Source organism: Bradyrhizobium viridifuturi (assembly GCF_001238275.1).
Classification (GTDB): Bacteria; Pseudomonadota; Alphaproteobacteria; order Rhizobiales; family Xanthobacteraceae; genus Bradyrhizobium; species Bradyrhizobium viridifuturi.
In genome coordinates this window covers 184021-207806 of record NZ_LGTB01000006.1, presented here as the reverse complement: position 1 = coordinate 207806, position 23786 = coordinate 184021, and the positions used below count along the sequence as shown (strand labels likewise).

The following is a 23786-nucleotide window of genomic DNA, read 5'->3' as shown; positions in this document are numbered from 1 at the left end:
GAAGGCGAACACCGGATCGCTGTAATAGAGCACCGGACGGTCGACATAGACGATCTCGTCGGGCGGCGGCGGCGGCACGTCGTAGTCGAGCGCCGTAAACTGCGGCGGCGGCTCGAGCGCGGCCGACAGGTAGGCGAGCCGGCGGCGAGCATCGTAGGCATGCGGCCCGCGCGGGTAGCGTCGCAGATACGACCAATACGCGTCGGGCGTGTCGGCGTTGTAGGTGCGCCGCCAGGTGATCGCCTCGCGCCGCGCCGCCACGATCGCGCGCACCCGCTTGGCCAGCGGATCGGTCGGATAGGCCTGCAGGTAATCCTCGTAGCCTTGCAGCGTGTCGCGCTCCAGCGCCGCCGCATAGGCATCCTGCGCCGGGAAATCGCGGATCGGCTTGGTGCGCAGTCCGGCATCGACCTGCTGCGGCGGCGCATCCGGCTTGCGCTCGAAGAACATGAAGGGCGAGTCGACCTTCTGCGCATTCCACGGGATCTCGGCGCCCTTGGTCATTTCGTTGACGCGCAGGCGAACGCGGTCGAACACTTCGGGCAAGGTCAGGCCGCCGGCGCGGATCATTTCCGCCAGCGCCTGCGCATAGGGCCCGTAGGGCGGCGCGCGTCGGGGGCGACGGTGCCGGGTGCGGAGTTGAAGGCGATCAGCATCTTCGGGTCGGGATCGACCAGCGCGAGGCCGCCGGCCAGCGGCTGGCCGTCCTTGGCAAAGGAATTGCTGCGCGCTGCATCGAGCACGATCACGCCGGCCTTGATCGGCAGTGCCGAGAGTTGATGGCTGTAGTCGGAGATGCGGATCGCCTCGACCGGCACGTCGGTGTCGCGGGCAATCTTGGCGTCGACCGGCACGAAATAGTTCTCGCCGGTGAGCTGCACGCCATAACCGGCGAGATACACGAACGCGACGGCGTTGGGGCCCGCGTCCTGCACCTTCTGGATGAAATCGCGGAACGACTTGCGCAGCGTCTCGCTATCGAGATCGCGCGCCCCGATCACATCGAAGCCGGCGGCCTGCAACGTCTGCGCTACCAACCCGGCATCGTTCGCGGCGGTCTGCAGCGCGCCGGCCTGATAGGCGCCGTTGCCGACCACGAGCGCGAGACGCTTTTCCTGATCCTCCGCATGGACGGGAAGTGACGCGAGCGACACCAGACCCACGATCAATGCCCACAGAATGCGCGCCATAGTGGTCGTCCCTTTTCTTCTCTGGAGTTGGCGTAACGGATGGAAATGCTACTTCCGTGAATGCGCGCTGAACAGGATTGCGGCAATTGTGGCAATCCTTGGTCTGCACGGTCTCGGGCACCTCGGAACCGGCTTCCCCGGCCCGCACCGGTCGGCGATATTGTACAGATAAAACAAGGCAAAGAAGGAGCACCCGATGCCAATCGCCGGACAAGGCATGCTGCTGACCTCGATGGATATCGACAGCTTACACGAAGCTGAATTCAACCGCTGGTACGACCGCGAGCATCTCGAAGAACGTGTCGCCATCGAGGGATTCGCGGAGGCCCGCCGCTACGTCGCCCATGACGGCAAGCCGAAATATCTCAGCCTCTACTCCACCACGACCTTCGACGTGCTCGAGAGCCCGGCCTACCGCAAGGCGCTCGCCAACCAGACCGACTGGTCGAAGACCAACATCGCGCGCTTCCAGAACATGATCCGCGGGGTGGCGCGCATCACGATCAGCCGCGGCGTCGGCCGAGGCGCCGCGCTCGGCATCATCCGCCTCCGTCCGCCGGCCGAAGGAGCGGACAGGCTCCGCGCTGCGTTGCGGGAGCAACTCGATCCTGCCGCGCGCGACGGCATCATCTCGATGCACCTCCTGGAGAACGATCCCGTACTGTCGAAGCCGCTCACACCGGACGCCGACAAAGCCGATCCCGGCGCGGGCGACTGGTTCGTCTTGATCGATGCCACCGATGTCGGCGCGGTCCCTGCGGCCGCGGCAGTCATCACCGGCAACGCAGCCTTGAAGCCGCTGGTGGTCACCAGCGGCGTCTATCGATTGCTGTGGGATATCGTGAAGAGCGATCTTCCGCGCGGATAGCAACGCGGATTGGCAGTGCGTACATGCTGCACCGCCGCATAACGCAATCGAGATTAACGCTACACGCGTATCAGCCGCGCGAAAGCGGATGATCGGACAATTTAGCCTTTGCCTTCTCTGGAACGCCTCTAATAAGATAAACCTATGATCCAATTCAAAAACCAGAACAACGCCACGTGAGCGTTCGTCGTCAACGATAAGGCCGCGCGGGTAGGCATTTTCGCGCGGGTCAAAGGTAGGAATGAAACCGACTGATATCTCGGCGCCGGATTACTTTCATAAAGTAGTCGATTGCCAATGGGCCTGTCCCGCACACACCCCTGTTCCCGAGTACATCCGGTTGATTGCTGAGGGGCGTTACAGCGACGCCTACATGATCAATTGGAAGTCCAACGTGTTCCCCGGGATTCTCGGGCGCACCTGTGACCGTCCGTGCGAGCCGGCGTGCCGCCGCGGCCGGGTCGAGGACAATCCGGTCGCGATCTGCCGCCTGAAGCGCGTCGCTGCCGACTTCAAGGACGACATCAAGCATCGGCTGCCGAAGCCGGGGCCGAAGAACGGCAAGCGCATCGCGTTGGTCGGCGGCGGCCCCGCCTCGCTTGCGGTGGCGCGCGATCTCGCGCCGCTCGGCTATCACTGCACCGTGTTCGACGGCGATCCCAAGGCTGGCGGCATGATGCGCAGCCAGATTCCGAAATTCCGCCTGCCCGACAGCGTGATCGACGAGGAGACCGATTACATCCTCAACCTCGGTGTCGAGTTCAAGGGCGGCCAGCGCGTCGACAGCCTGAAGCAACTGCTCTCCGAGAACTACGACGCGATCTTCGTCGGAAGCGGCGCGCCGCGCGGCCGCGAGCTCGACATTCCCGGCCGCAATGAGGCCGGCGCCAACATCCATATCGGCATCGAGTGGCTCGCCAACGTGTCGTTCGGCCATGTCGACAAGATCGGCCGCCGCGTCATCGTGCTCGGCGGCGGCAACACCGCGATGGATTGCTGCCGCACCGCGCGCCGCCTCGGCGGCGAAAGCGTCAAGGTAGTGGTCCGCTCCGGCTTCGAGGAAATGAAGGCCTCGCCGTGGGAGAAGGAAGACGCCATCCACGAGGACATCCCGATCCTCAACTACATGGTGCCGGTGGCGTTCAAGCATGTCGCCGGCAAGCTGATCGGCGTCATCTTCCAGAAGGTGCGGGCCGAATACGACGACAAGGGCCGCCGCAACCTGGTGCCATCGGGCGAGCCGGACGAAACGATTCCCTGCGACGATGTGCTCGTTGCGGTCGGCCAGGAGAACGCGTTCCCCTGGATCGAAGCCGATTGCGGCATCGAATTCGACAAGTGGCACATGCCGAAGGTCGACCCCAAGACGTTCGTCTCGACCAATCCGAAGGTGTTCTTCGGCGGCGACGCGGCGTTCGGGCCCAAGAACATCATCTGGGCGGTGGCGCACGGCCATGACGCCGCGCTCTCCATTCACAAGATGCTGTCCGGCGAAGACATCAACGAGCGCCCGCTGCCGGAGGTGCACGTCTCCTCGCAGAAGATGGGCATCCACGAGTGGAGCTACGACAACGACATCTCCGCCGACAAGCGCTTCAAGGTGCCGCATCGCGACAAGGTGGTCGCACTGAAGGACATCCGCGCCGAGGTCGAGCTCGGTTACGACCTCAAGCTCGCGCTCGGCGAAGCGCAACGCTGCCTGAATTGTGACGTGCAGACGGTGTTCGCCGCGCCGCTCTGCATCGAATGCGATGCCTGCGTCGATATCTGTCCGATGGACTGCATCAGCTTCACCGAGAACGGCGAAGAGGATGATTTGCGGCAGCGGCTGAAAGCGCCCTCGCCGCATCACGACCAGGCGCTTTACGTCTCCGGCGACCTCAAGACCGGCCGCGTCATGGTGAAGGACGAAGACGTCTGCCTGCATTGCGGACTGTGTGCCGAGCGCTGCCCGACCGGCGCCTGGGACATGCAGAAGTACCTCATCGATATGGTTCAAGCGGGATCAACATGTCAGTCCAAAGCCCGATCAGCAGCGTAAACGACTTCGTCGTCCGCTTCGCCAACGTCAACGGTTCGGGCTCGGCTTCCGCGAACGAACTGTTCGCGCGCTCGATCCTGCGCCACGGCGTGCCGGTCAGCCCGCGCAACATCTTCCCGTCCAACATCCAGGGCCTGCCGACCTGGTACGAGGTGCGCGTCACCGAGGACGGCCATCTCGCGCCCGCGGCGGCGTCGACATGATGGTGGCGATGAATCCGCAGACCTGGGACAAGGACGTCGCCTCGATCGAGCCCGGCGGCTATCTGTTCTACGATTCGACCAAGCCGATGCCGTCGTCGAAATTCCGCGAGGACATCACCGTCATCGGCGTGCCGCTGACGGCGATCACCAACTCGACCTACACCGATCCCAGGCAGCGCCAGCTGTTCAAGAACATCATCTATCTCGGCGCGCTCTGCGCCCTGCTCGACCTTGATCCCAAGGTGGTCGAGCAGCTGATCGGCGAGCAATACAAGGGCAAGGAGAAGCTGCTCTCCTCCAACGTCCATGCGCTGCATCTCGGCCGCGACTGGGCGCTGCAGAACCTGAAATGCCCGCTCGGGCTGCGGGTGAAGAAGTCCGACAAGGTCGGTGACCGCATCTTCATCGAAGGCAACAGCGCTGCCGCGCTCGGCGCCGTCTATGGCGGCGCCACCGTGTGCGCCTGGTATCCGATCACGCCGTCATCGTCGGTGGCGGAAGCCTTCACCAGCCACTGCAAGAAGTATCGCCACGATCCCGAGACCGGCAAGGCGAAGTACGCCATTGTGCAGGGCGAGGACGAGCTCGCCTCGATCGGCATCGTGATCGGCGCCTCCTGGAACGGCGCGCGGGCCTTCACCGCGACCTCGGGTCCGGGCATCTCGCTGATGACCGAGTTCATCGGCCTGTCCTATTTCGCCGAAATCCCGGCCGTGATCATGAACATCCAGCGCGCCGGCCCCTCGACGGGCATGCCGACCCGCACCCAGCAATGCGACGTGATCGCCTGCGCCTATGCCTCGCACGGTGACACCAAGCACGTGCTGCTATTCCCGGAGGATCCGGCGGAGGCATTCGAGTTCGCCGCCGCAGCCTTCGACCTCGCCGAGCGGCTGCAGACCACGATTTTCCTGATGCTCGATCTCGACATCGGCATGAACCACCGGCTGTGCCGCCCGCTGAAGTGGGACGACGCCAAGCAATACGACCGCGGCAAGGTGATGACGGCGGAGATGCTCGAGGAAGGCCGCGACTTCGGCCGCTATCTCGACGTCGACGGCGACGGCATCCCCTATCGCACCTATCCCGGCACCCATCCGACCAAGGGCTCCTATTTCACCCGCGGCACCTCGCGCGACCGCTACGCGCGCTACTCCGAGGAGGGCGCCGTCTACGCCGACAACATGCAGCGCCTGGTGCGCAAGTTCGAGACCGCGCAGGACATGGTGCCGCGGCCGCTACAGGCCAATGCGGCGAAGCCGACCAAATACGGCGTGCTGTATTTCGGCTCGACCTCGCCGGCGATGGACGAGGCAATCGGGATCCTGGAGGCGCGCGGCCATCAGCTCGACCGCATGCGCATCCGTGCCTTCCCGTTCCACTCCAGCGTCGCGAGCTTCATCGCCGACCACGACTTCGTCTACGTCGTGGAGCAGAATCGCGACGCGCAGCTGCGCCAGCTGATCGTCAACGAGAACGGCATCGACCCCGTCCGCCTGGTGCCGATCCTGCACTATGACGGCACGCCGATCACCGCGCGTTTCATCGCCAACGCGATCGGCGACCACCAGGACCACCTCAAGGTGACCCCTCTCCGCAAGGCCGTGACATGACCTACATTGCAAAGCCGAAGTTTCATCATCCCGGCCTGAAGAAGAACGAGCTGGGCTATACCCATCGCGACTACGAGGGCAAGATCTCGACGCTGTGCGCCGGCTGCGGCCACGATTCGATCACCGCATCGATCATCGAGGCCTGCTACGAGCTCTCGATCGAGCCGCACCGGGTGGCGAAGATTTCCGGCATCGGCTGCTCGTCGAAGACCCCGGACTATTTCCTCGGCAATTCGCACGGCTTCAACTCGGTGCACGGCCGCATGCCGTCGGTGCTGACCGGCGCCAACCTCGCCAACCGCGACCTGATCTATCTCGGCGTCTCCGGCGACGGCGATTCCGCATCGATCGGCTTCGGCCAGTTCGCGCATTCGATCCGGCGCGCCGTCAACATGACCTACATCGTCGAGAACAACGGCGTGTACGGCCTGACCAAGGGCCAGTTCTCGGCGACCGCCGACCGCGGCTCGAAGTCCAAGAAGGGCGTCACCAACACCGACAACGCGATCGACCTGGTCGCGATCGCGCTGCAGTTAGGGGCCACCTTCGTCGCGCGCTCTTTCTCCGGCGACAAGACGCAATTGGTTCCCTTGATTGCAGCTGCGATCCGCCACAAGGGCGCATCCTTCATCGACGTGATCAGCCCCTGCATAGCCTTCAACAACCACGCCGGCTCGACCAAGAGTTTTGACTATGTCCGCGAACACAATGACGCGGTGAACCGGCTAGACGTGCTGGTCGGCCGCGAGCCGATCAGCGTCGACTATGCGCCCGGCACCGTGCAGGTGGTCGAGCAGCATGACGGTTCGCGCCTTGCGCTGCGCAAGCTCGACGCCGACTACGATCCGCACGATCGGCTGGGCGCGATGACCTTCCTGCAGAAGCACGCGGCCAAGGGCCAGATCGTCACCGGTCTGCTCTATGTCGATCCGGACGCCGAGGATCTGCACACCCATCTCGACACCGTCGAGACGCCGCTCAACACCATGGACGAGCAGGCGCTATGCCCCGGCTCGGCCGTGCTGGACAAGATCAACGCCAGCCTACGCTGAGGGAACGACCTGTCCTGGCTCGCTGCCGCGCGCGGCAGCGAGGTAAGTGTTGCAGATCTTGAGCAATGCGCCGGGGCTGACCGTGAGCGTGGTCGCACTGATTGGGATTCCGTCCAGCCCGCATACTTTACTTATCGCCAGCAATCCACGCGCTGCGGCCATCGTGGCAAATCGCTCGCTCGCGGCGGGAGTCAATTTCAGGACCACACAAGTCTCGTGGGTGGATCGGCAGATATCGATCGACTCCACCGATTGCCAGGGGATGAGATTGAGCGATGTTCTGAGGTCGCGGACGCCGTACCGGTTGATGACAATGACGGTCCTGTTGGGCGACAACAACTGCGATGTACACAAGCAGGCGCCGACGCCGGTGATCATAAAGAGGACATAGCCGATGAAGCTGGTGTTAGGCGCTTTGCCTGGAATCCAGCCGAACAAGATGGCGGCGCTCCCCAGCCAAAACACGGCGCAGACGACCAACAGACCCAGCGCTTTCCAAAAGGAAATGCCGATCTCGACGTCGGGAAGGTCTTGGCCAGGCCGCATTGCTCGGATCGCATTATCGACAACCAGGAGTTATCGACCTCAGCACTTACCCGGCATACGTTAAGATCGCATTTCGACGCTTGGTCGAAATGTCCCCGTCCGGCATCACCGCGCCATCCGGATCTGGCGGATCGGCATCGCAAACTCCGTGTCTCCCTGCGAACGCAGGGACCCATAACCACCGATGCAGATTGTCGAGCTACGCTGGAACGACGAGTCCCGTTCCCAACAGAAGCCACGGCGTATGGGTCCCGGCTCCCGTGTGCAATTGCGCACCAGGCCGGGACGACAGCGGAGTTGGTGACCGCTACTTGTCGCTCAGCACGTCGCCGAACAGCGCCCAGGACTTGCCGTCGAACCGCGCCATCTGGATCTGGCGGATCGGTGTCACATTGTCGGGCTCGGTCTGCACCTTGATGCCCGGCAGCAGCATCGGCAATTCCAGCGCCTTCAGATTGCTCGCCTGCTTGATGATGTTGTCGCGGCTGTAGTCGCCGTTGCAGTTCTTCAGCACCGCCGTCATGACCTGTGCGACCGTGTAGCCCTGCACGTTGAACAGATCGCCCGGGCTCGCATTGGGCTGGTACTTCTTCATCCAGGCCGAGAACTCCTGCTGCCCCGCATCGTCGGCCCAGCGCGGATCGGTCGGGTCCTTCAGATAGAGACCGGTCACGACACCGATGACGTTTTCGAGTCCGGCCGGCTCCAGCACCGCGGAGACCGAGTTGGAGACGGTCGGCAGGATGGTCAACGGCTTCCAGCCCATGCTCGCCGCCTTGCGCAGCGCTTGCGCGGCGAATTTCGGCGTCGCCTCGGCGAAGAACACGTCCGCGCCGGACTCGCGCATCGTCACCATCTGGGAATCGATGGTCGGGTCCGTCGTGAGGTAGGTGGTCTCGGCGACGATCTGGCCGACATGCTCGCCCAGCCCGTCCTTGAAGCCCCTGAGATAGTCCTTGCCGGCGTCCTCGTTCGGCGTGATGACCGCGATCTTCGCGTCCGGCTTGGTCTTCAGGATGTACTTCGCATAGAGCCTGCCTTCGAGCTCATAGGTCGGATTGAAGCCGACCGTCCACGGGAACTGCTTCGGGTCGTTCCAGCGCGTCGCGCCTGACGACACGAACAGCTGGGGCACTTTCTTGATGTTCAGGTACTTCTGCACCGAGATGTTCGGCGCGGTACCGACCGCGCTGAAGATCGCGAGCACCTCGTCCTGCTCGACCAGCTTGCGGGTCTGCTCCACCGTCTTCGACGGCGAATAGGCATCGTCGAGACTCTCGAACTCGATCTTGCGGCCGTTGATGCCGCCCTGATCGTTGAGCATCTGGAAGTATGCGGCTTCGGCGCGTGCGATGGTGCCGTAGGCGGACGCCGGGCCGCTATAGGGCGCAGTATTTCCAATCTTGATCGCGGAATTGGCTGCAATGGATGACGAGATCGACGCAGCCGTGAGCGCGGTGACGGCGAGAAGGGCCGCCAGGCGGGAGCGAGTTGACAAGAGCATATCCTTTTCTTGGTTTTCTTGACGCGGCGCACCTTATCAATCGCGCCCGCGCAGGCAATCACCAAGGCTGCAGCGAAATTTCCGCAAGCCGGCAATCACGTTCGCGCGCGGAACGTGATGCGGCTTCAAATCCGAAAATGTTGCCGGGATGTTCATGATGTGGGCCTTCGATAGAAATGAAGGTCCACCGAGCGAGACGTGCATTCCACGCAGCGGTCAACTCGCTTGTCGCTGCATGAGCGCCATGCTCAGGCCGCGACCGCCGCTGCGCGCGGGCTGACGACGTATTCCTTCAGCACCTTGTCGGTGCCGTCGACTTCGGTCAGTGCAACGTCGTAGGACCACAGGTCGCGAGATGCTGCAGCACGCGCCGCGTGTCGGTCTCGTTGAGCTGCGCGCCCTTCACGGTGGTGTGACGCAGCATCAGGCGGCGATCGCCGTCGAGATCGACATCCATGACCTCGATATTGGCGTCGACGAAGCCGACGTCGTATTGCCGCGCCAGCTCGCGGCGCACGCGGCGGTAGCCGCGCTCGTCATGGATCGCATCGACCTTGATCCCCTGGCTTTCGGCGGGATCGTCGTGCAGATGGAACATGCGGAAGCGCCGGATCAGCGCCGGGCTGAGGAACTGGTTGATGAAGCTCTCGTCGCGGTAGTTGCTCCAGATCTCACGCAGCACGCCCTCGACGTCGCCCTTGCCGGCAATATCGGGGAACCAGTCGCGGTCCTCGTCCTCCGGATTCTTCACGATCCGCTCGATGTCCTGCATCATGGCGAAGCCGAGCGCATAAGGGTTGAAGCCGGAATAGCGGCGGTCGTCGAACTCGGGCTGGAACACCACGTTGGTGTGCGACTGCAGGAATTCGAGGAAATTGCCGTCGGTGATCCGGCCCTGTTGATGCAGCCGGCTCATGATGCGGTAATGGACGTAGGTCGCGGTGCCCTCGTTCATCACCTTGGTCTGTCCCTGCGGGTAGAAATACTGCGCGATGTGGCGAACGATGCGAATGAGCTCGCGCTGCCAGGGCGCAAGGCGCGGCGCGGTCTTCTCCAGGAAGTAGAGGATGTTCTCCTGCGGCAGGCCGAGCAGCGCGCGGCGGCGCTCGGCGGACAGCGCGGCCTTGGTCTTGGCCTTGGTGTTCGGCACCGTCCGCCACAGATCGTTGAACACGGCCTCCTCGTGCTGGCGGCGCTCGCCAGCACGCTTCTCCTCGGCGCGCAGGTCGAGCGTCTTCTTGCCGGGATAGCGGTCGACGCCATGCGACATCAGCGCATGCGCCGCATCGAGCGTCCGCTCCACCGTCTCGCGGCCGTGGCGGTCCTCGCAGGCGGCGATGTAGCCCTTGGCGAATTCGAGATAGTCGAGGATGCCGTCGGCGTCGGTCCACTGCTTGAACAGATAGTTGTTCTTGAAGAAGTGATTGTGCCCGAACGCCGCGTGCGCGATCACCAGCGTCTGCATCGTCGCGGTGTTCTCCTCCATCAGATAGGAGATGCACGGCGAGGAGTTGATCACGATCTCATAGGCGAGGCCCATCAGGCCCTTGCGATAGGACGCTTCCTGGAAGGCGAACTGCTTGCCGAACGACCAGTGCTTGTAGAACAGCGGCATGCCGACCGAGGAATAGGCGTCGAGCATCTGCTCGGCGGTGATCACCTCGATCTGGTTGGGATAGACGTCGAGCCCGAGCTCCTTGCGCGCGACCTCCTCGCAGGCGTCGTGAATCCGCTGCAGCGTCTGGAAATCCCAGTCGGCGCCCTCGAACAGCCGTTCGCCGGAAGATCCCATCAACTAAACCCTTTCCTGACTGGTGGTGCGGCGCTTGAACAGGTCCTGGAACACCGGGAAGATCTCGCCGCGCTCACTCACCTTGCGCATCGACAGCGGCGCGCCGTCGTTGCGCAGACGCTCATAGAGCGTCCAGAGCGAGGAGTCCGGCATGTCGAAGGTGTAGTTGGCGGCCTCGCCGACCTCGAGATAGGCGAAGAACTGGCAGACCGGCAGGATCTTGTCGGTCAACAGATGCCCGGTCAGCCCGCTGTCGGACGTCATGTTATCGCCGTCCGAGGCCTGCGCCGCATAGATGTTCCAGTCGGACGGACGGAAGCGGGTGCGGACGATATCGTTCATCGCAACCAGCGCGCTCGACACCAGCGTGCCGCCGGATGCCGGCCCATGGAAGAACGTATCCTCGTCCACCTCCTCGGCGCGGTCGGTGTGCCGGATGAACACGATCTCGACGTGCTTGTAGCGCCGCTTCAGGAAGACGTAGAGCAGCATGTAGAACCGCTTCGCCAGGTCCTTCATGTGCTCGGACATCGAGCCCGAGACGTCCATCAGGCAGAACATCACGGCCTGCGCCACCGGCTTCGGCACCGTCTCGAAGCGACGGTAGCGGATGTCGATCGGGTCGATGAAGGGAATCCGCTTGGCCTTGGCCTTCAGCGCTTCGAGCTGGGCCAGCAGCTCGCGGCGGCGCGTATCGTCTTCGCATTCCGCAAGCTCGGCCTCGAGCACCTCGATCTCGTCCTTGCGCGGCCGGCGCAGCGCCACGCGGCGCGCCAGCGCCCGGCTCACCGTGCGGCTGATCGAAATGTTGGCGGGCGAGCCCGAGGTCGCATAGCCGGCGCGCTGGATGCCTTCGCTCTCGGTTTCCGCGAGCTTGCGCTTGGCGAGGTCAGGCAGTTCGAGATCGTCGAGGAAGAGGTCGACGAACTCCTCGCGGCTCAGCACGAAGCGGAAGGCGTCCTCGCTGTCGCCCTCGCCTGCGCCGGAGCCCTTGCCGCCGCTCTGGTTCGGGCGCTGCAGCCAGTCGCCCTCGACGAACTTCTTGTTGCCGGGCAGCACCATGTCGCGCGTGCCGCCCTCACGCCGGAACCGCGGCTCATCCATGCCGTCCAGCGGGATGGTAACTTCCCCACCCTCCAGGACATCCTTGATGTCCCGGTCCTGTGACGACTTCTTGACGGCCCCCTGCACCAGCGCCTTGGCGCGCCGCAGGAACCGCTGGCGGTTCTCCAGGCTCTTGCTACCCGGATTCAACCGCCGATCGACGATGTGCATGACCACTTTGCATCTGCCTCGCGCCGGATGCGATCATCATAGTCGCATCGCATTCTTATTGGACGGAACCGGACGAGACGGAAAGCCGCTGCCGGCTTTCCGGATCGTGCACTAGCCTGCTTGCTTCACGCGCATGTACCACTCGACGAGCCGGCGGACCTGGCGCTCGGTATACCCGCGCTCCACCATCCGCTCGACGAACTCGCCGTGCTTCTTCTCGGTCTCGCCGTCCTTCTTGGAGCCGAACGAGATGACCGGAAGCAGATCCTCGACCTGCGAGAATATCCGCTTCTCGATCACGTCGCGAACCTTTTCGTAGGAGGTCCAGCTCGGGTTCTTGCCGCCATTGTGCGCCCGCGAACGCAGCGAGAACTTGACGACCTCGTTGCGGAAGTCCTTCGGGTTGGCGATGCCGGCCGGCTTCTCGATCTTGGTCAACTCTTGATTCAAAAGCTCCCGGTTCATCAGCTGGCCGGTGTCGGGATCCTTGAAGTCCTGATCCTCGATCCAGGCATCGGCGTAATCGACATAGCGGTCGAACAGGTTCTGGCCGTAGTCGGCATAGGATTCCAGATAGGCCTTCTGGATCTCGTTGCCGATGAACTCGGCGTAACGCGGCGCAAGGTCGGCCTTGATGAATTCGAGATAGCGTTTCTCGGTCTCGTCAGGCAGCTGCTCGCGGCGGATCGCCATCTCCAGCACGTACATCAGGTGCACCGCGTCGGCGCCGACCTCCGTGGTGTCGTGGTTGAAGGTCGAGGCCAGCACCTTGAAGGCAAAGCGCGTGGAGACGCCGTCCATGCCCTCGTCGACGCCCGCGGCGTCCTTGTACTCCTGCACGCTGCGCGCCTTCGGATCGGATTCCTTCAGGCTCTCGCCGTCATAGACCCGCATCTTGCCGAACAGCGTCGAGTTCTCGTGCTTGCGCAGGCGCGACATCACCGAGAAGCGGGCCAGCGTTTCCAGCGTTGCCGGTGCGCAGGGCGCGGCGGCGAGCTCGGAGCCCTGGATCAGCTTCTCGTAGATCTTCTGCTCCTCGGTGACCCGCAGGCAGTACGGGACCTTGATGACGCAGATGCGGTCGATGAAGGCCTCGTTGTTCTTGTTGGTCTTGAAGCTCTGCCACTCGGCTTCGTTGGAGTGCGCGAGGATGATGCCGGTGAACGGGATCGCACCGATGTTCTCGGTGCCGATGTAGTTGCCCTCCTGCGTCGCGGTCAGCAGCGGGTGCAGCATCTTGATCGGCGCCTTGAACATTTCGACGAACTCGAGCACGCCCTGGTTGGCGCGGTTGAGCCCGCCGGAGTAGCTGTAGGCGTCGGGGTCGTTCTGGGCGTAGGTCTCGAGCTTGCGGATGTCGACCTTGCCGACCAGCGAGGAGATGTCCTGGTTGTTCTCGTCACCGGGCTCGGTCTTGGCGACCGCGATCTGGCGCAGCCGCGAGGGCTGGATGCGCGCGACGCGGAATTGCGAGATGTCGCCGCCGAAGGCCTCGAGCCGCTTGTAGGCCCAGGGCGACATCAGCCCGCTCAGCCGGCGGCGCGGAATGCCGTACTTCTCCTCGATCATCGGCCCGAGCTGCTCGGGGTCGAACAGCCCGAGCGGGCTCTCGAACACCGGCGACAGCTCGTCACCCGCCTTCAGCACGTAGATCGGATGGATTTCCATCAGCGCCTTGATGCGCTCGGCGAGCGATGACTTGCCGCCGCCGACCGGTCCGAGCAGATAGAGGATCTGCTTACGCTCTTCGAGGCCCTGCGCGGCGTGGCGGAAGAAGCCGACCAGGCGCTCGATCGTGTCTTCCATGCCGTAGAAGCCGGCGAAGGCCGGATACGACCTGATCGTACGGTTCAAAAAGATACGGCCAAGGCGTGGGTCCTTGGCCGTGTCGATCATCTGGGGCTCACCGATTGCCGCTAATAACCGCTCGGCCGCATTGGCGTATCGCATCGGATCACTTCGACACGACTCCAGATACTCGGCCATCGACATGTCGGTCTGGCTTCGCGCTTCAAACGACCTTGCGAAGGCGTTGAACAAAGAATCGTTGTACATGATCCCTATCTCCACGATATGTATCGCCGCACGACTGACACGAGTCGTAACCAGAGCGTCCTAGGATCGAATCAGCGTCGGCACGCTGGGTCCATTGGACACTCGACCGACTCACTTCGGCAATGCACGGCGCGTGCAGCCTCTGCCTTATCAACAGGCAGGAAGCTTAATGGTTCATCAATATCCCCCGTTGGTAGCCTGTTTTTAACGGTTGTAACTCCTCAGCCACATCCGTGGTTTACCGGGGCCCAGGCTTCCGAGGTGGACGTCCGAACGGGGCAACTCCCCCGTCCGGAGATGAACGTTGGGCTCCCCGAAAACGTGTGGCTGTCCAGCCTTGGCGTCAAGATGTGCACGTCACAGATTCGCATGAACAAACATTCAGAAGCCCTTGAACGTGCCTCCTTGTCGCCGCGACTAAGGCAACGAGCCCGCGCAGTTCCGCGCGGCACCATTGCCGCGCTGTACAGATGACACCTTGGAGGCGCAGGCTATTCCCGAGGCTGACATGAAGCAGACGCTCCTTGTTGTCGCACTTGCCGTCGCTGCCTGCGCCGGCGCGTCGTCAGCCGTCCAGGCGCAAGAAGAGGTCGACAAGGCCACGGCGGCCGCCTTCGACAACAGGATGTTCGCGGGCCCGCCAGGGGCGAAAGCCTATGCCTGCTTCGTGCGTCGCTACGATGCAAATCATCTGGCGCAGCATCCGAAACAGAAGGTCAGCGCCATGAAGCTGCTGGTGTCGGCCGAAGACGCGCCGGAGGACAAGACCACCAACTACTCCTTCCGCCTCGGCGTCACCTACCGCCACCGCTCCGGCAATTTCGACTCCAGCGGCTACTGCAACCACGCGGTCGCGGCCGAATCCGGACACGAGATCCGCTTCGAATGCGGGGTCGATTGTGAAGGCGGCGGCATCAGCGTGGCGCTGTCGAAGGACGACAAATCCGCGATCGCACGCCTCGCCAGCATCAGGATGTGGAATCGCAACAAGCCCGACGATGACGCGAGCGAAGAGCTGCTCGCCGGCGCCGACGACAAGATCTTTCGCCTCGATCGCGCGGACGTCGGCGAATGCGCCGAACTTGTGACCGACCGCAAGGAACTCGCCGCACTCCGCCACAAGTGATAGGCTTGCCCGTCAACAATAATTGCGCGAGGGACGCCATGCACCGACGCAGCATCCTTTTGGGCACGCTCTCGGCGCTCAGTGCCGCCTTCGCGGCGTCACCCGCGAACGCCGCGTCCGAAACGCCGCCGCAGAAGCTGAAGGTGGTCTATCACCTCGACGACCTCGACAAGGTCGGTTTCGTGATCGGCAACATCCAGAACCATCTCGACGGCGTCGGCGGCCCCGGCAATGTCACGATCGCGCTCGTGGTGCATGGCCAGGCGCTGAAGGCGTTTCATTCGGCGGCGGCCAATCCGGACCTGTCAAAGCATGTCGGACAGTTCACCAAGGACGGAATCGAGCTCGCCGCCTGCGGCAACACCATGAAATCGCAGAACATCGGCCTGAAGGACCTGCTGCCCGGCTTCGTCGCCGCCGAGCGCGGCGGCGTCGTGCGCCTCGCCGAGCTGCAATCCCAGGGTTACCTCTACCTGCGGCCCTGACCTGCGGCGTGCGCCGCAACGCGTCATAAAAATGTGCCGAGATCAGGGTCTGCTCGGGACGCGTCCGAGGGGATCGAACGGTTGTGAATGGCGTTATCCCTTGGGAATGCTGATATTCCGCCCGGGCTCCACCCCATGTTGACAATCCTCCGCCGTCCCCGAAAGCTGCCCGGGAACCCAAAAATCGACCCTCGATCGAACGAGAACAGGCACCCATGAACCCCGTCAAAGCACTCGAAAATCACCGCCAGGCCGTCTGGCTGGACTTCCTTGCCCGCGGCTTCGTCGCCAAGGGCGACCTGAAGCGGCTGATCGAGACCGACGGGGTCAAAGGCGTGACGTCCAACCCCTCGATCTTCGAGAAGGCGATCGGTTCTTCGGACGAGTATGACGGGGCGATCGGCCAGGCGCTCAAGAAGGGCGACCGCTCGGTCGCCGACCTGTTCGAGCACCTTGCCGTGGTGGACATCCAGCATGCCGCTGACGTGCTCCGCCCGGTCTACGACCAAAGCCACGGCGGCGACGGCTTCGTCAGCCTCGAAGTGTCGCCCTATCTCGCGATGGACACCAGGGGCACGATCGTGGAGGCCGAGCGGCTCTGGAAGGACGTCCATCGCAAGAACCTGATGGTCAAGGTGCCGGCGACGCCGGAGGGATTGCCGGCGATCGAGCATCTGATCGGCGAAGGCATCAGCATCAACATCACGCTGCTGTTCTCGCAGGAGGTCTACCGCCAGGTCGCCGCGGCCTATCTCAAGGGCCTGGAGAAGTACGTCGCCAAGGGCGGCGATCCCTCCCATGTCGCCAGCGTCGCGAGCTTCTTCGTCAGCCGCATCGACAGCGCGGTCGACAAGCAGCTCGACGAGAAGATCGCGCGCGCCAACGACCCTTCCGAGAAGGAGCGGCTTACCGCGCTGAAGGGCAAGGTCGCGATCGCCAACGCAAAACTCGCCTACCAGGACTACAAGCGGCTGTTCTCGGGCGCGCGCTGGGACAAGCTCGCGACCAAGGGCGCCAAGCCGCAGCGGCTGCTGTGGGCATCCACCGGCACCAAGAACAAGGACTATAGCGACGTGCTCTATGTCGAGGAGCTGATCGGCCCCGACACCGTCAACACCGTGCCGCCGGCGACGCTCGATGCCTTCCGCGACCACGGCAAGGTCCGCGACAGCCTCGAGGAGAATGTCGCGGACGCCCGCCGCGTGCTGGAGGAGCTGGAGAAGTCCGGCATCTCGCTCGATGCGATCACCGAGGAGCTGGTCAAGGACGGCGTCAAGCTGTTCGCCGACGCGGCCGACAAGCTGTACGGTGCGGTCGCCCACAAGCGCGCCACCTCGCTCGGCGGCGGCATCGACCATCAGAAGCTGGCGCTGGGTGCCACCATCGAGAAGGCAGTCGAGAAGAGCACCGAGGAATGGCGCGCCTCGGCCAAGATCCGCAGGCTCTGGCACAAGGACAAGTCGGTCTGGACCGGCGATGACGAGGACAAATGGCTGGGCTGGCTGACCAGCGCCGCAACCGCTGATGTCGCCGACTATGAGGATTTCGCCAAGCGCGTGAAGGGCCAGAACTTCACCGACGCCGTCGTGCTCGGCATGGGCGGGTCGAGCCTCGGGCCGGAGGTGCTGGCGCAGACCTTCTCGCACAAATCCGGCTTCCCGCGGCTGCACGTGCTCGATTCCACCGATCCGGCGCAGGTGCGCGCGATGGAGGAGTATGTCGACATCGCCAAGACGCTGTTCATCGTGTCCTCCAAGTCCGGCGGCACCACCGAACCGAACGTGATGAAGGACTATTTCTTCGACCGGGTCGCCAAGGCGATCGGCAAGGACAAGGCCGGCCACCGCTTCATCGCGGTGACCGATCCGGGCTCCTCGCTGCAGAAGGTCGCGATCAAGCAGGGCTTTGCCCGGATCTTCTACGGCGATCCCGCGATCGGCGGCCGCTATTCCGTGCTGTCGCCGTTCGGCCTGGTGCCGGCGGCGGCCGCGGGCATCGACGTCCGCAGCCTGCTCGGCCATACGCTCTCGATGGTGCGCTCCTGCGGCGCCGACGTGCCGCCGCAGGAAAACCCGGGTGTCCAGCTCGGGCTGGCGATGGGTATCGCCGGGCTCGAAGGCCGCGACAAGGTCACGATCTTCGCCTCGCCCGACGTCGCCGATTTCGGCGCCTGGGCTGAGCAGCTGATCGCGGAATCGACCGGCAAGGACGGCAAGGGCCTGATCCCGATCGAGGGGGAAACGATCGGCGATGCGGCAGTGTACGGCAACGACCGTTTCTTCATCGACCTTCGCACCGAACGCGAGCACGACGCCGCGCATGAAGCGAAGCTCGCGGCGCTGGAGGCCGCCGGCCATCCGGTGGTCCGGATCGTGATGAAATCGATCGACCATATCGGTCAGGAGTTCTTCCGCTTCGAGATCGCAACCGCGGTGGCGGGCTCGATCCTCGGCATCAATCCGTTCAACCAGCCCGACGTCGAGGCCGCCAAGATCAAGACCCGCGAGCTGACGGCGGCGTTCGAGAAGACCGGATCACTGCCGGCCGAGCAGCCGGTGGTGTCGGCCGATGGGGTCGAGCTCTACACCGATACCCAGAACGCCGAGGAGCTGCGCAAGGCCGGCGCCAACGGCGATCTCAACTCCTGGATCAAGGCGCACCTGTCGCGCTCCGGCCGCGGCGACTATGTCGCCCTGCTCGCCTATATCGAGCGCGACGGCGACACCACCGACGCGATGCAGGCGATGCGGCTGAAGCTGCGCGATGCGAAGCACCTTGCGACCTGCGCCGAGTTCGGCCCGCGCTTCCTGCACTCGACCGGCCAGGCCTACAAGGGCGGCCCCGACAGCGGCGTGTTCCTGCAGGTCACGACCGACGATAGCCAGGACCTGGCGGTGCCCGGCCAGAAGGCGAGCTTCGGCGTCATCAAGGCGGCGCAGGCGCGCGGCGATTTCGACGTGCTCACCGAGCGCGGCCGGCGGGCGCTGCGCGTGCATCTCAAGGGCGACCTCAACTCCGGGCTTGCGGCACTCGACGCCGCGATCTCGGCCGCACTGAACTGACGGAGGCGCGCGATGCAACTCGGCATGATCGGCCTCGGGCGGATGGGTGGCAACATCGTCCGCCGCCTGATGAGCAACGGCCACACCACCGTGGTCTACGACAAGGACCCCAAGGCGGTCGCCGCGCTCGTTGCGGACAATGCGACGGGGTCCACGTCGCTGGAGGATTTCGTCCTCAAGCTGGAAGCGCCGCGCACCGCCTGGGTGATGCTGCCGGCCGGCAAGATCACCGAAGCCACCATCGAGGCGCTGTCGAAGCTGATGCAGCCCGGCGACGTCATCATCGACGGCGGCAACACCTTCTGGCAGGACGACGTCCGCCGCGGCAAGGCCCTGCGGGAGCGCGGACTGCATTACGTCGATGTCGGGACCAGCGGCGGTATCTGGGGCATCGAGCGCGGCTACTGCATGATGATCGGCGGCGACAAGCCCGTCGTCGACCGGCTCGACCCGATCTTCAAGACGCTGGCCCCCGGCGTCGGCGACATCCCGCGCACCGAGGGACGCGAGGGCCGCGACCCGCGCATCGAGCAGGGCTACATCCACGCCGGCCCCATCGGCGCCGGGCATTTCGTCAAGATGATCCACAACGGCATCGAATACGGCCTGATGCAGGCCTATGCCGAGGGCTTCGACATCCTGAAGAACGCCAACATCGATGCGCTGCCGCCTGATCACCGCTTCGATCTCGACATCGCCGACATCGCGGAAGTCTGGCGGCGCGGCAGCGTGATCCCGTCCTGGCTGCTCGACCTCACCGCCTCGGCGCTGGCGCAGAACCACACGCTCGACAATTACTCCGGCTTTGTCGAGGATTCCGGCGAGGGCCGGTGGACCGTCAATGCCGCGGTCGACGAGGCGGTGCCGGCCGAGGTGCTGACGGCCGCGCTCTACACCCGCTTCCGCTCGCGCAAGGATCACACCTTCGCGGAGAAGATCCTCTCGGCGATGCGCGCAGGTTTCGGCGGCCACAAGGAGCCGCCGAAGAAGGCTTAGAAGCGTTTTCGAGCGAAGTGGGTACCGGTGCGCGTGAAGAAAACGCGCCTGGAGCATGATCCGGAAAAGTGGAAACCGGTTTTCCGAAAAGATCATGCTCAAACAAGGAGATCGGATCATGATGCGTTTCCGTGGAAACGCATCACGATCTAGAGATAACCACGGAAGGTCACGTGCAGAAGAAACCCGATCCTTGCTCCTTCATCATCTTCGGCGCCACCGGTGATCTGACCCACCGGCTGGTCGTCCCGGCGCTCTACAATCTCGCCGCCGGCAACCTTCTGCCTGACAAGTTCTGCGTCGTCGGCATCGTCCGCAAGGGCATGTCGAGCGAGCAGCTCAGCGACAGCCTGATGCAGGGGCTACGCAAGTTCGCAACCCGACCGGTGGACGAGGCGGTCGCCAAGCGGCTGTTCGAATGCGTCACCTCGGTCGAAGCCGATCCGCGCGATCCGGCTTCGTTCGATGCCATGAACGAGCGGCTCGACAAGCTGGAGAAGGCGCGCGGCACCGGCGGCAACCGGCTGTTCTATCTTGCGACCCCGCCGAGCGCCTTCCTGCCGATCAGCGAGCAGCTCGGACGCACCGGCATGCTGGAGGAGAACGGCGCCTGGCGGCGGCTGATCATCGAAAAGCCGTTCGGCACCGACCTGGCGTCGGCCCGGGCGCTGAATTCCGCGCTGCTGAAACTGATGGACGAGCATCAGATCTACCGGATCGACCATTACCTCGGCAAGGAAACCGTCCAGAACATCCTGGTGCTGCGCTTCGCCAACGGCATGTTCGAGCCGATCTGGAATCGCAACCACATCGACCACATCCAGATCACCGTCGATGAGAAGCTCGGCGTCGGCCATCGCGGCAGCTTCTATGACGCAACCGGCGCGCTGCGCGACATGGTGCCGAACCATCTGTTCCAGCTGCTGTCGCTGGTGACGATGGAGCCGCCGGCGCGTTTCGACGCCCATGCGGTGCGCTCGGAGAAGGCCGAGGTGCTGAGCGCGATCCAGATCCAGAGCGAGCAGGAAGCGCTGTCCAACTCGGTGCGCGGCCAGTATCGCACCGGCCGGATCGGCGACACCGAGATCGAGGATTATCTGAAGACACCGGACGTCAGGCCCGACAGCTCGACCGAGACCTATGCCGCGCTGAAGCTGACCATCGACAATTGGCGCTGGGCCGGCGTGCCGTTCTACCTGCGCACCGGCAAGGCGCTGACCACCAAACGCACCGAGATCGCGATCAAGTTCAAGCAGGCGCCGTTCGCGATGTTCCGCGACACCGCGGTCGACCGCCTGTCGCAGAATTACCTGGTGATCTCGACCGAGCCGACCGAAGGCATCGAGCTGCAGTTCAACACCAAGGTGCGGGCCCGGCGATCAACATCGACGGCGTCGAGATGAAGTTCCGCTACAAGGACTACTTCAAGGCCGAGCCGTCGACCGGTTACGAGACGCTGATCTATGACTGCATGATCGGCGACAATCTCTTGTTCCAGCGCGCCGACAGCGTCGAGGCCGGATGGCAGGCGGTGCAGCCCTTCATCGATGCCTGGAAGAGCGCCGGCGGGCGCGGCCTGCAACCCTACAAGGCCGGCAGCGAAGGCCCGGAGGCCGCCAACGCGCTGCTGACGCGCGACGGCCGCAGCTGGCGGAAGCTGGGCTGACCATGACGACGAGCGGCGAGCGCAAGATCATCACGGTCGCCGATCCGGCGGCGCTGGCGAAGACCGCCGCCGAACGGGTGATCGCGCGCATCGCCGGAAATCCCGGCCGGATCGCGGTCTGCCTCACCGGCGGCTCCAGTCCGAAGGCGCTCTACCAGTTGCTGGCGACGCCGGACTATCGCCACCTGATCCCGTGGGACCGCATCGACTGGTTCATCGGCGATGAGCGCCTGGTGCCGCGCAAGGACAAGCTGCACAACATGAGCATGGCGCGCCAGGCCTTCCTCGACCGCTGCGCCCCGGCTGCCAATGTCCACCCGATCGCAACCGACACCGCCGACCTCAGGGATCCCGACGTCAGCGCGGCGCTGTACGAGAACGAGCTGATGGCGTTCTACGGCGCCGAGCAGCTCGACCCGCAGCGGCCGCTGTTCGACCTGGTGCTGATGGGCATCGGGCCCGATGGCCACACCGCCTCGCTGTTTCCCGGCTATCCCGCGGTCGATGAAACCCGGCGCTGGGTGGTTGGGGTGCCCAAGGCCAATGTCGAGCCGTTCGTGCCGCGCGTCTCCTTGACGCTGCCCGCCCTCGCCTCCTGCCGCGAGATGCTGTTCGAGGTGGCAGGTGAAAACAAGCGTGCGATCTTGACGCGCCTGTTCGCAGGCGAGAACCTGCCGGCAAACCGCGCGCGATCGCTGGGCGAAACCGTCTGGCTGATCGACAAGGCCGCGCTGCCGGAGGATTTTGGTGGATGACTTTCCTGGGTGACTTCCTTGGGTGACGGGCAAAACCCCTGCGCGCTGGTCGTCATGGGTGTCTCCGGCTCGGGCAAGAGCACCATCGCCGATCGCCTCGCGATCAGGATCGGCTGGCGCTTCGAGGATGGCGACAGCTTTCATCCGCCGAGCAATGTCGCGAAGATGCATTCCGGCCAGCCGCTCACCGACGAGGATCGCTGGCCCTGGCTGCGTGCGATCGCCGCCGAGATCGACCGCACCTGCGGCGTCGGCGAACGCGCCGTGATCGCCTGCTCCGCGCTGAAGCGCAGCTATCGCGACATCCTGGTGCATGGCCGCGACGATATCCGGATCGTCTTCCTCGACGGCACGCAGGAGCTGATCGCGTCGCGGCTGGCCGCGCGCAAGGACCATTTCATGCCGCCGGGACTGCTCGCCAGCCAGTTCAAGACGCTGGAGCCGCCGACCCCGGACGAACGCCCGATCACGGTTGCGATCGACCGCTCCGTCGACACCATCATCGAAGACATCGTCAATCAACTGAAGCTGGACCGCCCATGAACCGCATCGCTCTTGTCGTGTCCGACGTCGACGGCACGCTGCTCACCAAGGACAAGACCCTGACCGACGGCGCCAGGGCTGCGGTGCGCAAGCTGCATGAAGCGGGCGTCGGCTTCACCATCGTCTCCAGCCGGCCGACGATCGGCATGGGCTTCCTGCTCGCGCCGCTCGAAATCACGCTGCCGATCGGCGCGTTCAACGGCTCTTCGATCGTCGATCCGCAGTTGAAGCCGCTCGAACAGAGTTTGATCCCCGCGGCGATCGCTAAGCGCAGCATCGATCTGCTGCGCGAGCGCGGCATCGACATCTGGCTGTTCACCAACGACCGCTGGCTGACGCGCAATCCGGACGGCGAGTACAACGCGCATGAGAAGCGCGCGATCAAGCACGATCCGACCATCGTCGATGACTTCGCGCCCTATCTCGACCAGGCCTGCAAGATCGTCGGTGCCAGCTCGGATGCGCCTCTGCTGCAACGCTGCGAAGCGGAGATGCAGCAGATGGTCGGCCATGATGCGACCGCGGTGCGCTCGCAGACCTATTATCTCGACGTCACCCCGCCCGGCCACGACAAGGGCACCTTCGTCGAGGGCATCGCCAAGCGCCTTGGCGTGCCGCTGGAGAATGTCGCCACGATCGGCGACATGCAGAACGACCTGCCGATGTTCGCACGAAGCGGCGTCTCGTTCGCGATGGGCAATGCCAGCGATGACGTGAAGGCGCGCGCCACGCATGTCACCGAAACCAACGAGCGCGACGGTTTCGCACGCGCGATGGACGCGGTGCTGGAGCTTCGCTGAAGCGCCCGGACGATCACCCGCTCCGCACGATCGAACGCGGGCGGCAGCGTGATCGCCGTTACAGTCCACCCCATCTGATCGAGTCACACTGATCATGTGATCGGATCACACTGATCACGCGGCCATTTGTCGCGGCGACGTCGGTCGCCCGACCAATCCGCGGTTCCACTCGACCTATCGGAATATCCGTCCGTCGACACAGCCGGTCGGGAAT

The 23786-nt window shown here is 64.1% G+C and carries 14 protein-coding genes and 4 pseudogenes; 12 read left to right on the top strand and 6 right to left on the bottom strand.

All coding sequences use genetic code 11. From position 1 onward, the window contains the following. Nucleotides 1-1190, bottom strand: a pseudogene (locus ALC15_RS07990) (caspase family protein); the annotation flags it as partial. Nucleotides 1191-1386: 196 nt separating this feature from the next. On the opposite strand from ALC15_RS07990, the gene ALC15_RS07985 reads away from it, so the two are divergent. The 4 genes and pseudogenes from ALC15_RS07985 to ALC15_RS07970 all read left to right on the top strand — a co-directional run bounded on the left by ALC15_RS07985 (nucleotide 1387) and on the right by ALC15_RS07970 (nucleotide 6967). Next, entirely contained in the window at nucleotides 1387-2058 is a 672-nt protein-coding gene (locus tag ALC15_RS07985) for a DUF4286 family protein (RefSeq protein WP_050626750.1), read from the top strand. Nucleotides 2059-2299: 241 nt separating this feature from the next. After that, nucleotides 2300-4099, top strand: coding sequence for an FAD-dependent oxidoreductase (locus ALC15_RS07980; RefSeq protein ID WP_050626749.1), 1800 nt, complete (start codon nucleotides 2300-2302; stop codon nucleotides 4097-4099). After that, nucleotides 4069-5915, top strand: a pseudogene (locus tag ALC15_RS07975) (2-oxoacid:acceptor oxidoreductase subunit alpha). The gene ALC15_RS07980 and the pseudogene ALC15_RS07975 overlap by 31 nt, the downstream one beginning before the upstream one ends. Then, nucleotides 5912-6967, top strand: coding sequence for a 2-oxoacid:ferredoxin oxidoreductase subunit beta (locus ALC15_RS07970; protein WP_050422489.1), 1056 nt, complete (start codon nucleotides 5912-5914; stop codon nucleotides 6965-6967). Before ALC15_RS07975 ends, ALC15_RS07970 begins: the two are co-directional and overlap by 4 nt. Here ALC15_RS07970 and ALC15_RS07965 read toward each other — a convergent pair. From ALC15_RS07965 to ALC15_RS07945, 5 genes and pseudogenes are all read right to left on the bottom strand, one after another. After that, complete coding sequence (locus tag ALC15_RS07965; RefSeq protein WP_050626748.1) at nucleotides 6959-7513, bottom strand: STM3941 family protein; 555 nt, start codon at nucleotides 7511-7513, stop codon at nucleotides 6959-6961. The genes ALC15_RS07970 and ALC15_RS07965 overlap by 9 nt on opposite strands. A gap of 307 nt (nucleotides 7514-7820) precedes the next feature. Further along, nucleotides 7821-9011, bottom strand: coding sequence for an ABC transporter substrate-binding protein (locus ALC15_RS07960; protein ID WP_050626771.1), 1191 nt, complete (start codon nucleotides 9009-9011; stop codon nucleotides 7821-7823). Between the two features lie 254 nt (nucleotides 9012-9265). Further along, nucleotides 9266-10809, bottom strand: a pseudogene (locus ALC15_RS07955) (SpoVR family protein). A 3-nt stretch (nucleotides 10810-10812) separates the two neighbouring features. Further along, the gene (locus ALC15_RS07950; protein ID WP_050626747.1) at nucleotides 10813-12084 is read right to left on the bottom strand and encodes a YeaH/YhbH family protein; all 1272 of its coding nucleotides are present in this window, start codon (nucleotides 12082-12084) and stop codon (nucleotides 10813-10815) included. A 111-nt stretch (nucleotides 12085-12195) separates the two neighbouring features. Next, entirely contained in the window at nucleotides 12196-14139 is a 1944-nt protein-coding gene (locus ALC15_RS07945; RefSeq protein WP_021080883.1) for a PrkA family serine protein kinase, read from the bottom strand. A 508-nt stretch (nucleotides 14140-14647) separates the two neighbouring features. Here ALC15_RS07945 and ALC15_RS07940 point away from each other — a divergent pair. From ALC15_RS07940 to ALC15_RS07905, 8 genes and pseudogenes are all read left to right on the top strand, one after another. After that, nucleotides 14648-15265: a hypothetical protein gene (locus ALC15_RS07940; protein ID WP_050626746.1), complete on the top strand. Its 618-nt coding sequence runs from the start codon at nucleotides 14648-14650 to the stop codon at nucleotides 15263-15265. A gap of 38 nt (nucleotides 15266-15303) precedes the next feature. After that, nucleotides 15304-15750: a DsrE family protein gene (locus ALC15_RS07935; RefSeq protein ID WP_050626745.1), complete on the top strand. Its 447-nt coding sequence runs from the start codon at nucleotides 15304-15306 to the stop codon at nucleotides 15748-15750. A gap of 215 nt (nucleotides 15751-15965) precedes the next feature. Further along, entirely contained in the window at nucleotides 15966-18812 is a 2847-nt protein-coding gene (locus ALC15_RS07930) for a bifunctional transaldolase/phosoglucose isomerase (RefSeq protein ID WP_050626744.1), read from the top strand. Between the two features lie 12 nt (nucleotides 18813-18824). Continuing rightward, complete coding sequence (gnd, locus tag ALC15_RS07925) at nucleotides 18825-19808, top strand: phosphogluconate dehydrogenase (NAD(+)-dependent, decarboxylating) (RefSeq protein ID WP_050626743.1); 984 nt, start codon at nucleotides 18825-18827, stop codon at nucleotides 19806-19808. A 173-nt stretch (nucleotides 19809-19981) separates the two neighbouring features. Further along, a pseudogene (gene zwf / locus ALC15_RS07920) lies at nucleotides 19982-21474 on the top strand (glucose-6-phosphate dehydrogenase). Between the two features lie 2 nt (nucleotides 21475-21476). Continuing rightward, on the top strand, nucleotides 21477-22229 hold the full coding sequence (pgl, locus tag ALC15_RS46005; protein WP_050626742.1) for a 6-phosphogluconolactonase: 753 nt from the start codon (nucleotides 21477-21479) through the stop codon (nucleotides 22227-22229). A gap of 54 nt (nucleotides 22230-22283) precedes the next feature. After that, the gene (locus tag ALC15_RS46000; RefSeq protein ID WP_050626770.1) at nucleotides 22284-22772 is read left to right on the top strand and encodes a gluconokinase; all 489 of its coding nucleotides are present in this window, start codon (nucleotides 22284-22286) and stop codon (nucleotides 22770-22772) included. Next, nucleotides 22769-23572, top strand: a complete 804-nt coding sequence (locus ALC15_RS07905; protein WP_050626741.1) for a Cof-type HAD-IIB family hydrolase — start codon at nucleotides 22769-22771, stop codon at nucleotides 23570-23572. Before ALC15_RS46000 ends, ALC15_RS07905 begins: the two co-directional genes overlap by 4 nt. Nucleotides 23573-23786 lie beyond the last annotated feature (214 nt).